We start from the raw sequence: 12,613 nt of genomic DNA on the forward strand, positions 1-12,613 counted from the left end.
AGTTATAAGTTAGGAGGAAAAAGAATTTATGAAGGTTTGTACCCTTGCTGAATATGAAACTTTTTTTCACCGAATTAAGTGGACTTGATATAATATTAAATTAGCATTGATTTGAGATTTTGATATTCCCCAGATAGATCGACTTCATCTGCAATATTACTTACCATATAATAGTATTTACTTTCGGTAAAAAAATGAACTGATTATATTTAAAAATAATCACTTTGTAAACTTTTTTTTGGTTCATTTATAGATGATTTATTAAATAGTTTTCCACCCTTTTACCAAAATAATAAAGATTATTTTAGAAGGTAATTAAAATATAAAATTTTTGTTCTGTAAGGTATATTTTTTTATTTTTAAACTATATAAAAAAGCGAATAATTTTATAGGTTAATTAACTAATTAATAGGTGTATAATTCTGTCAATTGTGTCTCAGAATAAATTAGATAAATTATACAGTTTTTACTATGTTATAACCCACATTCAGCACTTCAGATTGTATGACAGGAGGTAAAAAAAATATCTATTTAATTAAGTATAATTATTTATAGTATTGAGTAACTTTAACTGAAATAATAAAGCTGATTATTGCATTCTTATTGAGTATAAAAAAATGTATTTAATAGAATCAATAACAGTTAAAAATATTGACCATTTAGGAATAGTTGCAGGCTTAATTTATGAGATAGGAATAGTAGAATTAATTAGCCAAAAATTAAGAGTAAATAATTCAGAAAAAATTACTGCTGGAAAAGTAATAAAAGCTTGAATTTTCAATGGATTAGGGATTGTCTTACGTCCATTATATTTATTTAGTCAATTTTTTTGAAGACAAAGCTATAGAAAAATTATTAGGAACAGGTATAAATAATGAATACTTAAACGATGATAAAATAGGTAGAGTAATGGATAATATCTATCAATTAGGACTAACAAATTTATTTATAGAGCTCGGGTTATTAGTTATTAAAAAGTTTAAAATAGAGACTTTATATGCTCACTTAGATTCAACTTCATTTTATTTATATGGGGAATATAATAATATTTAAACTGCTGAAAACCATCAAAAAAACAATATTAATTACAATTACAAAGGGATATTCGCGTGACCATCGGTCATATTTAAAACAATGTGTATTAGATTTAATAGTAAGTAGTGATAATGGAATACCCTTGTTTATGAGGACTGGTGATGGGAATGAATCAGATAAAGCAGTATTTGGTCAAATTTTAAGTTATGTGAAAAAACAAATAAAATCATATAGTATTATAGTCTGTGATAGTGCCTTATATAGAGAATAAAATATCTAATTAATCTCACATTTAAAATGGATAACTAGAGTCCCAATGACTATAAAAAGGCTAAATAAATAATTTAATTAGACCTGAAAAAAGTGAAATTTTGCCCGGAAATAGACCCTAAAATTAAATAAATAACTAGGGTATTTTAAACAAAAGAATATAAATAGTTAGAGCCAAAAGTGACTTATGCTAGAATATGGTTAATTGTTGAAAGTGCAGAGCGCCAAAAAAGTGACATCCAGAAATTAAACTTGAAAATTGAACAAGAAAAAAAAGATGGTATTAAAGTTAGCAAAAAAATTATAACTAACTGGATTGGATAAAGTTACTCAAGCTCAAAATTACTTAAGATCAATCAACAAAAAACTGAAATTATGGGATTTAGCATCTTTAGAAATCAAGGAAAAAAATTTAATAAACAGTCTATAGTCTATCATCATTAAATATAAATTAAACCAAGGGTCTCAGACAAATACTCTGACATTAAGATGGATATTTTAATGCTTTCAAGGAATATATTTGTTGATAATTAATTAATGGCCAAAAGTAATTAATCTCACAGAAGAAAGGAGCTTTATTTTAGAGTTTTTACCCTCAAGTTGTCAAAAATATTATCTGTGATTTTCATAAAAAGCGATCGCACGCCAAAGCATATGTTCGCAACACTTGAAGAGTTAAGAAAATTAATTGATGCTATCAACTGGAGTCTAGTTCCTCCTGTATCTTCTTCTGCCAAAAGGAATCCCTGGTTTGCCAACAATACTCATGCTACTGATTTTTTCGTGTTCTATAGAATTAATTTGTTTAATTTGTTGGCTCAAATTCTGATAATAATTTATATATCTTTTTGTACTATATAATGAAGTGCGGAATGTGGTTAAAAAGAAAATTAGGAAGTCCTAAACCATTTTTAAGTGTGGCATGGGACTCAAACGATATACCATCCCAGGTATCTGTGAATCTTAATATCAAATGGAAAAACATAAACTGGAATACAGGTTGAAGTCAGAGTATTTAAGTTGCAAAAGTTCATTTACAGAGCATCCAGTTGTGGCGAAATTAGTAAGATGCGTAAATACCAAAAACTTCTGACCAAAAGTTATTTCCCAAGGTTGCTAGCTGTTAGATAAGTATAAATCAGTAAGCGCCAGAGGCAAGTAGAGGCATTAATAGCCAAGCTGAACCTGGTAATCAGAGGATGGGCCAACTATGACTCATCCGTAGTCAGCAAAGAGATATTCGACACACTGGATAATCTACTTTGGAGAAGTCTTTGGAGATGGGCAAAAAGAAGGTATCCAAACAAGTCTAGTGCCTGGGTAAAAACAAAGTACTTTTCACTTTATAAAACCAGAAATTGGATTCTAAACAAAGGTAAATATATACTAAACCTCCATTCGGATGTACCTATTACACTGTACAATAAGATTATTATGGAGACTGGATTTATTGGAGTAGTAGAGTCAGTAAATATCCCGGCGTAAGAACTAGAATAGCAAAACTATTAAAAAGTCAGAAGAATAAATGCGCATCTTGCAGATTAAATTTCAGACCAACGGTAGAAATAGAAGTCGACCACATCGTCCCTAGGTCTGTAGGTGGTAAGAATACATATGAAAATATACAACTCCTAAACCCCCATTGCCACGACGTTAAGACTGCTGAGGATTTGAAAGCAGTAAACTTTCTCAAGACTCATTAGGTCTAAAATGGAATTTTTTGGATGAAATACCTATAAAAAAGGACATTTCTTATAAAACAGCAATCTGTGGATTGAATCTAATACCACTCAGATAGAAATTAAATTATGTTGAGTAACAGTCCTACTCATTTTAAACCATTATGACTTTGACTCGTTGTAACAGAACCTTGTATCCAATATAAATACACCGACTGTGTACTTGTTTGTCCAGTAGATGCATTTCGGGAAGGACCAAATTTTCTAGTCATTGATCCCAATGAATGTATCCATTGTGGTGCGTGTAAACCATAGTGTCCAGTTGAGGCAATTTATCCATCTGATGAAGTGCCAAAAGAATGGGAAGACTTCATCAGCTTGAATGAAGATCTTGCCGGAAAATGGAAAGTAATTACAGAAAAAAAAAGACCCATTACTAGAAGCTGAGAAGTGGGCTGGCAGCGAACGCACTACACCCCAACATGTCTCAATAATAGTTTTCTTTTAATTGAATTGAATTATTCCTCAGCCCCCGAAGGCAAATCCATCTCTATATATAGCTTTCAACTAGCTTGTCACCCCGTGAGGTGAATACTATAGACCTTCTGTGTCAGAAACAACTATGTAATGGTTGAAAGTAATACTTGGGAATAAGTTGCCACGACAGAAATTCAACAATCAGGCAGTGGAGTTTTTCATACAATGTGCCATACTTAATCGTATAATACAGGATTGTAAGTCAGAAAGCTACACAGTGGAATTCTAATCAACTTCTCTTGTGGGGAGAAGTTGCGATCCAAACATTCATGCAACAAAGCCGATTAATTATCTTTATTAGTAAAGATATTCCTTTTTTCTATCGTTCATAGCTCAACTCACCAATACCCATGAATTACTCTCAAATTATCTTATCCAAGAACTGAATCAGTTTTTACTCTTATTTTAACTATGACATCTATCTTCAAGCGATCGCTATAAAATTTAAAGCAATCGCTTAAATTAGTAGGCGCTACATATACTGTCTTTACCTAAGTCCTGTTTATTTAGCTGTTGTATCTACGCGGAAACGCTCTACTGAATTTAATAAATCGCGAGCAACACCTACTAAATTTTGGAGAGAACTATAAACTCGCTGAGATTCTTGAGAAGTTTCTTGAGCTGTCATTTCTACTGCTTGCATTACTTTTGATACTGATTGTGCCACTTCATTTTGTTCTACTGTATCTGCAGCAATAGAACGAACTAAGACATCAATTCTTGTTGTAACTTGAACAATATCTTCCAGAGATTGCTTTGCCTCTTCTGCTAAAGCTGTTCCTTTGATCACATGCTGAGTTGCTTCTTCCATTCCAGTCATTACTCCTCCTGTCTCAGTTTGAATTTGCATCACTGTATGTTCTATATTCTTAGACTCCTTAGCTGATTTATCAGCTAACTGTCGAACTTCATCTGCCACCACCGCAAATCCTTTACCCGCTTCTCCTGCCCTAGCTGCTTCAATACTAGCATTTAATGCTAACAAGTTTGTGCGAGAGGCAATACTGGAAATTGAACTTACAATTTTAGAAATTTCCTGAGTAAATTCTGATAAACGCTTTACTCTTCGAGTTGCATCTGCCACACCTTCCCTGATTTGGAGAATACCAGCAACAGTACGGTCTACTGTTTCCCCTCCTTTCAATGCCAAAGCTGCAGCAGAACGAGCTACATCTTCAGTTTCCCGAGCATTTTCAGCTACCCGTTGAATAGCATCAGTCATCACTTGCACAGATTGTAGAGTTGCTGCCAACTCTTCTGCTTGTCGCAAAGCATCCGTAGATAAACCTTGAGCAAAAGCAGCACTATCAAGCGATCCCCGATTTACTTTTTGAGCAGCTTCCTTAACCTGATTAACAATTTCTCGCAAATTTTGAATTGTCAAGTTAAAGGAATCTGCCACTGCACCCAAAACATCTGCTGTTACTTCTGCACTAACAGTTAAATCTCCACGAGCAGCTCCTTCCACATCATCTAGTAAACGAATTACTTGTCTTTGTAAGTCTTCTTTTGCCTGCTCATTTTCTTCTGCCTTTCTTTGAGCATCAGTGTAAGTTGCTTGGATAACTTTAGCCATGTAGTTAAACTTGGCAGCAAGTTTACCAAACTCATCCTCTGAATAAATTGTTGCTCTAGCTTTTAAGTTTCCATCAGAAATAATATCGAATTGAGTATCTAAATCTTTATTTGCTCTTTTTATTTGCCTTGTTGTTATATTGCTCAGACCTAAAGCAGTTATAAAGCTACTTGCTCCTGCTCCCAATGTCATTATCCAACCGGTGCTACGCAAATTAGAAATTAGTTCTGTGTTTCTCTCTTGTAGAGCTTTGTAGGAAACTATATTACTAACAAAAGCTACTGCTATTAATGATGCTAATCCTGTTCCTGCAGCTATGTATAATTGTTTATGAAATAGGGAAGCATTTTCCAAAAAGGCTAACCAACCCTGTTCAATCATTACATTTGTATCTACTGCTTCTCCTTTAATTTTTTTGCTAAATTTTGGCAGTTGATGATCTAAATTATCTAGGTCTTCTATTGGTATAGCTTCTTCATTATCAATATCAATTGTACTAATATCAGTTTTACTATCAAACAATGCTCCTGTTGTCAATTCTATAGGTATTCCTCTGTCTGTTGTTTCTAAGTTTGGTGCAACTACCCCCATCTCAGGAATCTTTATCTCACTGAACATTTTTCTTCCATCACTCAAGGAATCATAGTCCTCAAAATTACTAAATTCATCATCTTCTAAAAAACCATCTGCTTTTTTATCTTTCGTATTTTCATCTTCATCTAGATGGAAAGCTTGGCTGAATGCTGCTTCATCAAATTCATTGTTCTCAAAATCATCTGGTTCTTCAACTCTTCCCTGACCTTGGTCTTCTCTTTTCTCCCATTGATTATATTCATTTCCTAATTTACCTACTTCATTGTCTGTTTTTTCCGAATTAGAGTTGTTGTTATTTCCCATCAACAAAGTGGCTTCATCTATCTCTGAAAAATCATGTTTAATATGTTGATTTTCCATTTCTGGATATTTTGCTATGTCAGGTCTACTGTTTTCCATGTTATCCAGTTCCCCAACAACTATTTCCTCAGAGCCGTCTAGGATTTTATCCATTACATTCTCAAAATCTTCATTTAATGCCTCTAAGTCCAACTCTTCTATTGGATAATCTTGGCCAAAATTTATATTACTTTTTATCTCTTTATCTTCTACTGTTTGATTTTCCGATATTTCTTGTTCTTGAAAGAATTCTTTTTGTTGCTTTTTCCAGATTTCATCTAGGTCTACAGTTAAACTCAAATCAGATATCTCTTCTATAGCTTCACTATGTTTCCCATTCACAACTGTATCATCTTGTAATTTTTCAGATGTTTGATTTGGGTAAACTTTACTATTTTCTATTGCTAATTGATCTATTAATTCTTCATTATCTCCATCATCTCTAGACAAATTATCTTCAAATTGGACCAGCTCCTGTAAATTTTCTACATATTTTGAATCTTCATCCTTTGTATCCTTATTCAAACTACCATTCGTGACAAAAGGATTATTATCTTGATATGTAAATTCTAAATCATCTATATTTTCTTGATCAAAATCAAACTTTTCTTGCGGGTTTTCTGCTTTTAATTCTAAAGTCTTTTCATCTAAAATTAGTTCTGAGTTTATAACATCTTCTAAGTCTTTAGGATCTAGCTCTAGACCATTCTCATCTAAAATTAGCTCTGAGTTTATAACATCTTCTAAGTCTTTAGGATCTAGTTCTAGACCATTTTCATCTAGAAGTAGTTCTAAATCTATAGCATTTTCTAAGTTTTTAGGGTTTAGCTCTACACTATTTTTATCTAGAATAAGTTCTGAATCTGTAACATTTTCTAAGTTTTTTAAATCTAGCTCTAAAGCATTTTGATTTGCGAACGCTTCCAAATAACTAGAAACTTCTCCTTCTTTTGAATCTTCATTTTGATCATTATTAATGTTAATATCTTCCAGCATTTCTTCAACATTACTGTAGAGCCCTGGATCCTCTCTGATAAATTGCTCACTATCACTAATACCTTGTTGAGCATACTTAATCAGGTCAATATCGTCACTTAAATCTAAGACTAACTGGTATTGTTCTTTTGCCACATCATACTGATGGAGCCCATAGCAATATATATGACCACAAAGCAGACGAGAAGTAGGATCTTCTGGATAATCTTGAATTAAGTCATAAACTAAAGCTGCTGCTTGTTCATATTTACCTTCACTGTAAGCATCTTCTACCCTTTGATAATTTTGTAAAAAGTCTGTACTTGATGATGTCATTTGCTGCCCTTCTCTCAAGTTAATAATATTATTTCTATTATTTATTTTTAGTTTTTTAATTTTATCATTGACGCAATTAAGAATTGGGAATCAGCCTCATTCAGAAATCTTAACATATAAATAACTGAATCAAACAATTATTTTGACTTATCAACTATGACTTTTATTTAGGCTGCCCATCGAGCCGAGCGAATAATTGCTTCTTGATCCAATAGCCTAAGAATATGCTCTCCCTTCTCACCAAAGACCCACTCTCCTCGTAAGAAGGGAGCCATGCCATCTGCAACATCAGTGGACATTTTCAGCTTTTTTTCATCAAGCCACTCCATTCCTACAATCTTGTCAACCGCTAGTCCTAATATAGTGTCTTGGTCTTCTACTGCTATTATTTTAATCTCAGTTTGATCAGGATTAATTGGAATTTGTTCTCCAAGAAATTGAGCTAAATCAGCAACCCAAATCACTCGCCCTCTTACATTTATTGTACCTAAAAGTAAGGGCGAGACATTGGGAATAGCTGTAATACCTTCTGGAGATTGATAAATCACTTCTCGAATATCTGTTGCTAATAAAGCAAACTCATTACCCGAAGGTAAATAAAATCGCAAATGTTGTTCACCTTCAGGATTTTCTAATTCTTGGATCCCTATACCTTGGCTTGGTAAAAAATCTTCATTGCCTATCATAGATTCTTAAGTTTAGCGTCTTAATAATTGCTTAACTGTTCCCACTAGTTCTGTGGGCTGGAATGGTTTAGCAATATAGGCATCTGCCCCTTGTTTTAAGCCCCAGTAACGATCAAACTCTTCTCCCTTTGAAGAACACATAACTACTGGAATATGCTTAGTTTGAGGATCGGATTTTATTCTCCTACAGACTTCATAACCATTCATTTTTGGCATCACAATATCTAATACTACTATATCGGGTTTAGTATTTTTTAGTCGCCCCAAAGCTTCTACTCCGTCATTAGCAACGGTAACTGCTAATCCACTATTTTTGAGAAGCTGTGATATCATTTCTCTTTGGGTAACGCTATCTTCTACCACTAGAACTTTGCTCATTTTTTTTTCCTGATAGCTTTGGCTGGGATTGATTAATAGTTTAAAGTATAAGTATTTCTTAAGATTTTCCGATTTTTTGATTTTTGGGCTTACCTAAATTAACTTATATCCACCGATGGATATTTTTATGTTCTTTGTTTGAATGGCCCAGTCAATTTTTATACTTAGTTAGTTTTCTTTCTTTGTCAGGAAAAGAATAAACCTTGAAAGTTATTCTAAGAATCTTCGTACCTTCCTGCCACAGTAATGGTCCAAATCATACTTACTCATGAAATCAAACATAATTTTCTCGTCAACTTTAAATTTAGTATGCCCATAAACTTCGTCTATCTTTCTTGATCTTAAAATTATCTATAAGGGTGAGGAGCTGGCCTATTAATCATTATTAAAATAGTAGTTGATAATCTTTATAAATAAAATAATATTTTTTCTCAACAATTTTCCCTAGATTATTGTCACAGATATGAATAAAACATTTTCAATACTCCTTACTTAGGGTTGGCTGAATAAATATAGAATCCTGATTATACATAATTTTGAATAGTAGCTTACCTTGAGGGTATTGTTCAAAAAATACAAAATTAATATTCCCTCACTTGAGATTTTCCCTAACCAGAGTGAGAAAAATGCCGAAAAATTAATATACTGTAACTATTGGCCATTTCCCATTCCCTGCACTTACTAATAGGTTTTATTAATCCAACCCTATTTATTTTTTGAGTAAATTCTGTTATTATCAGGACCTTCTACTAATCCTGGTCCAATATACTTTTCTACTAACATTAGTAATTCATTTTCTCCGAAAGGTTTAGTCAAATAGTGTGTAGCTCCAACTATTCTGGCCTTAACCCGATCAATAAATCCTTCTATACCAGTTAGCATAATGATAGGTGTTTGGTGAAATGCTGTAGAGTTACGCAACATTGCGCAAATCTCATAACCACTTAGTTCGGGCATAGCAATATCACATAAAATTAAGTCTGGCTTAATATAAAATACTTCTCCCAACGCCTTGAGGGGATCGCTCAGACTACTAGCTTCATAACCATGTTGATTTAAGATTGATTTAACTGTTTCCCGAATCACTAAATCATCATCAATACATACTACTTTACAAATTTTGGTTTCTCGTTCTAATGGCTTTGATTTCTTAATCATGCTTGTTTCTGAAGATTGATCTAGCAGTTGCACTATACCTTTTTGTACGAAAGGATAAATGGCCTTGGCTACTGTTAATACATCTCTGTTTAGATATCTAGCTATTTGTTGTATAGATGTCTGGCCATCTGACCAATGACTTAAAATATTATATATTCTCGGTTTTAATGCTTTCTTTAACTGGGCTGGAACTGAAATTACTGGACACTGTTCAACAGATTGAATATAAGGAGAAAACTGATTCCATTCCTGTATTTGTTTCATAATTTTTGCCAACAATGACCTAACTTCTAAAGTGGTTAGCTGAGGTGTGAGTGCTGGCCCAAGCTCAAAAATAAATGCTCCTCGGCGAAGACTTAGTAAGTCAAATAGAGTTTCATACACCATATTATTAATGATACTACGTCCCTGGGCTGGCGTGAGCAGACCCTTTTCTAGCAAAGCCCATAAGTATCCATACTCGGGAGCATTGACAGATGCAACAGAAGGAACCTTAATTGTATCAAGATATCTATCTGCTTTGTAGCGATGTAAATAGTCTTTCAAACGAAATAAACTACCTGCACTTGGGGTAGCGTAGATAATCTGACCACTGAGAAAAAATACAAACCAAGATGCTTCTTTGGGAAAGTGCTTTTCGGGTTCAGCAATATTACTACTAACTGGTGAGCTATAAGCCTTAACAAAAAGTTCACCAGTTCGCTGACCTAAGTCTATAAGTTGCAGGATGCTGCGGATATCAATTTCATTTAAATTTCCCTGCATGCAGCTTGTAAAATATAAAAAATATAATCTTTATGAGAAAAAATTTGCAATTTGAGACATGGCAATTATAGCTAATGTCTGATGTACAGTTAAAAGTGAGTCATAAGTACTTAATACAAGATATTTACTATTCATACCTTGTATATCATTTCCCCAAAATCTCCTTTCACATTCATATCCCTTTTAGTTTTTTGAAAAATAACTAAGTTTTTTCAAAAATGGTAGGATTCCTTAATATATTCAATTTCATTTCAGGAAAAATAATTTTAAATTATATTCTAAGCTTACCATCTGAATTCAAAAAAAGGTAGCTTAGTAATTTTTTAATTAGAATATTAGTTAAAGGTAGGTATACCAATGTTTAATTAATTTGGTAGCTAGTAATTTTTTTCTTTTAAGTAAATTTAAATAATTATTTAGTCTCTAATATTCACAGTAGTATAGTAATTTTCTGGCTTTCGGTGATAACATAATAAATTATGGAAATTAAGCTTTTAGGATAGAAACCTCAAGAGGATAACGGTGTGCTGTATTTAGCAGAAGTACAAAGAAGACCAACTAGTTTTGGTCTTGGTGGTGGTAAAACTGATTTGAAACTGCTGGCCTGTCAGCGTGGTGAACATAATTGGCTGGCTGTACCTGGGGAAGAAGTTATCCCGGCTGATGAAGCTAAGGAATTTTCCGCTGGTGTATTAGTTATAGTAGATTTGAATAACAATAAGCAGGTGCTGCAGGTTCAAGATGCTGGGCGTCAGTTAGTGAAAATTCTGCAAAACTTCTCTCGCTCCCAAGAGAGGTCTAAGACACAATGGGAAGAAATTGAGCAATGGAAAGTTTCTCTAACTTATCAAGCCCAGGAGCTAAACCGTCGCGAAAATGAATTACAGGCTAAGGAGGAGGAACTTGAAGAGCTACAGGCTGAAATCAATAAGCTCGAGGAGCAGCGTCACAAATTTAGTCAAGCTCAACAAGAATCTCAGGAACTTCAGAAACAGATCGAACTCAGCCGAAAAGAATTGGAAGTTACACGTTTAGAATTACAAAAGCAAAAACATAACCTTGAGCAACATCAAGAAGAATTAGCTGAAAGTGCAATTTATAATCCCGAGCAATCTCAATATATTCAAGATTTATTGAGTTGGTTGACTGAGGCGGTAACTTGGACAAATTCTTTGAAAGAAAAGTTAAGTCAATCTTTGGAAATAGTTAAGAATCAAAAGAAAACTCTACAACAAAGTAGACAACAGTTGGAAAATACAGCAAATACAGACTATAATCCACAACACGAAGAAATAGATAATCTGGCTAATCATGTCCAAAGCAAATGGCTAGAATGGCAACAAGTTCAGGAATCTTTGGCTGATCAGACTACGGAATTGAGAGTTCAACAAACTTTATTGGTCAGTAAGCAAAAGTATAGTCAAATATTAAATGGCCAAATTCAGAGGCAGGCACAACTCTATGATCAACTGAGTTATCTAGTTACAGCATTAGAGAATGATAGTATTAATCAGAAAGTAGATGTTGAAGCTCTGGAAAAAGTTCCTCTTAATGAGTTAGAGGAATTGGTACAAAGTTTGCGACGAGATTTACAAATAGATATGAGTTTTGTTAGAGACCAGGAAGAGGAGTTGGCATTACAAAAGCAAGAGATGGATGCTTTGAAAAGAAGAATTGATCAAGCTAATGAATATGACAGAATTAACTTGAACTCAGAACTTTTAGAAGAGATAGACCGCTATAGAATTTTAAATGAGTCTTTGGTAGGTTCTCAAAGAAATCTTAAGGAAAGAGAAAAAATATTAACTCAGCATCAAGCAGTTCTTTTGGGTAGGTTGGGTAATTCTTCTGATCAAGAAGACTTGAGTCATATCAATATAAAACATATACTATTACAACTTGAGGCTTACAGGCAGCAATTGATTGAAGAGTTACAAAGGTTAGAGGCTGAAATTCAACAAATACAAACCGAAATTAGCCAAAAAGAAGAAATGATTAATTGCCAAACTCAACAACAAGTAATTAAAAGAAATCAAATTGATTCGTTAGAGTTGAGTTTAAGGGAAAACAAAAAGGTAAATATAGAGGGTCGAACTGGGGTATATCAAAAAATTATGCTACCTCTAGAAGGTAATTTAGAACAATTGAGACGCCAACTTGAAGAGGCGGTAGGTGGAGTCAATAAAGTAGAAGGTATAGGTGAACAAGTGGCTCAGTTACAACAACTGATGCAAAGTGTGGCAAAGTGGGATTTTTCATCATAAATTATAACCCCATACATAACA

The 12,613-nt window shown here is 33.4% G+C and carries 10 protein-coding genes and 2 pseudogenes; 8 read left to right on the forward strand and 4 right to left on the reverse strand.

Annotated elements, in window-relative coordinates; translation table 11 throughout:
- Positions 1–617: 617 nt before the first annotated feature.
- The 7 genes and pseudogenes from TERY_RS37105 to TERY_RS28320 form a co-directional block, all read left to right on the forward strand.
- Positions 618–1,312, forward strand: a pseudogene (locus tag TERY_RS37105) (IS1634 family transposase); the annotation flags it as partial.
- A gap of 173 nt (positions 1,313–1,485) precedes the next feature.
- Entirely contained in the window at positions 1,486–1,629 is a 144-nt protein-coding gene (locus tag TERY_RS37110) for a hypothetical protein (RefSeq protein WP_370495596.1), read from the forward strand.
- Positions 1,630–1,923: 294 nt separating this feature from the next.
- Positions 1,924–2,166: a hypothetical protein gene (locus tag TERY_RS35200; RefSeq protein WP_196797077.1), complete on the forward strand. Its 243-nt coding sequence runs from the start codon at positions 1,924–1,926 to the stop codon at positions 2,164–2,166.
- A gap of 159 nt (positions 2,167–2,325) precedes the next feature.
- Positions 2,326–2,436, forward strand: a complete 111-nt coding sequence (locus TERY_RS37115; protein WP_370495598.1) for a reverse transcriptase N-terminal domain-containing protein — start codon at positions 2,326–2,328, stop codon at positions 2,434–2,436.
- Between the two features lie 60 nt (positions 2,437–2,496).
- Positions 2,497–2,790, forward strand: a complete 294-nt coding sequence (locus TERY_RS33280; RefSeq protein WP_370497235.1) for a group II intron maturase-specific domain-containing protein — start codon at positions 2,497–2,499, stop codon at positions 2,788–2,790.
- Positions 2,791–2,885: 95 nt separating this feature from the next.
- Positions 2,886–3,008, forward strand: coding sequence for an HNH endonuclease (locus TERY_RS37120; RefSeq protein ID WP_370497237.1), 123 nt, complete (start codon positions 2,886–2,888; stop codon positions 3,006–3,008).
- Positions 3,009–3,179: 171 nt separating this feature from the next.
- Positions 3,180–3,492, forward strand: a pseudogene (locus TERY_RS28320) (DUF3470 domain-containing protein).
- 531 nt (positions 3,493–4,023) lie between these two features.
- Here the strand turns inward: TERY_RS28320 and TERY_RS15565 are convergent.
- The 4 genes from TERY_RS15565 to TERY_RS15580 form a co-directional block, all read right to left on the reverse strand.
- Positions 4,024–7,341, reverse strand: coding sequence for a methyl-accepting chemotaxis protein (locus tag TERY_RS15565; RefSeq protein ID WP_011612705.1), 3,318 nt, complete (start codon positions 7,339–7,341; stop codon positions 4,024–4,026).
- Positions 7,342–7,508: 167 nt separating this feature from the next.
- The gene (locus TERY_RS15570; protein ID WP_011612706.1) at positions 7,509–8,027 is read right to left on the reverse strand and encodes a chemotaxis protein CheW; all 519 of its coding nucleotides are present in this window, start codon (positions 8,025–8,027) and stop codon (positions 7,509–7,511) included.
- 12 nt (positions 8,028–8,039) lie between these two features.
- Positions 8,040–8,405: a response regulator gene (locus TERY_RS15575; protein ID WP_011612707.1), complete on the reverse strand. Its 366-nt coding sequence runs from the start codon at positions 8,403–8,405 to the stop codon at positions 8,040–8,042.
- Positions 8,406–9,110: 705 nt separating this feature from the next.
- On the reverse strand, positions 9,111–10,328 hold the full coding sequence (locus tag TERY_RS15580) for a DUF4388 domain-containing protein (RefSeq protein ID WP_011612708.1): 1,218 nt from the start codon (positions 10,326–10,328) through the stop codon (positions 9,111–9,113).
- A gap of 524 nt (positions 10,329–10,852) precedes the next feature.
- Here TERY_RS15580 and hmpF point away from each other — a divergent pair.
- Positions 10,853–12,592: a pilus motility taxis protein HmpF gene (hmpF, locus tag TERY_RS15585; protein ID WP_011612709.1), complete on the forward strand. Its 1,740-nt coding sequence runs from the start codon at positions 10,853–10,855 to the stop codon at positions 12,590–12,592.
- Positions 12,593–12,613 lie beyond the last annotated feature (21 nt).

It is taken from the genome of Trichodesmium erythraeum IMS101 (genome assembly GCF_000014265.1).
GTDB classification, from domain to species: Bacteria; Cyanobacteriota; Cyanobacteriia; order Cyanobacteriales; family Microcoleaceae; genus Trichodesmium; species Trichodesmium erythraeum.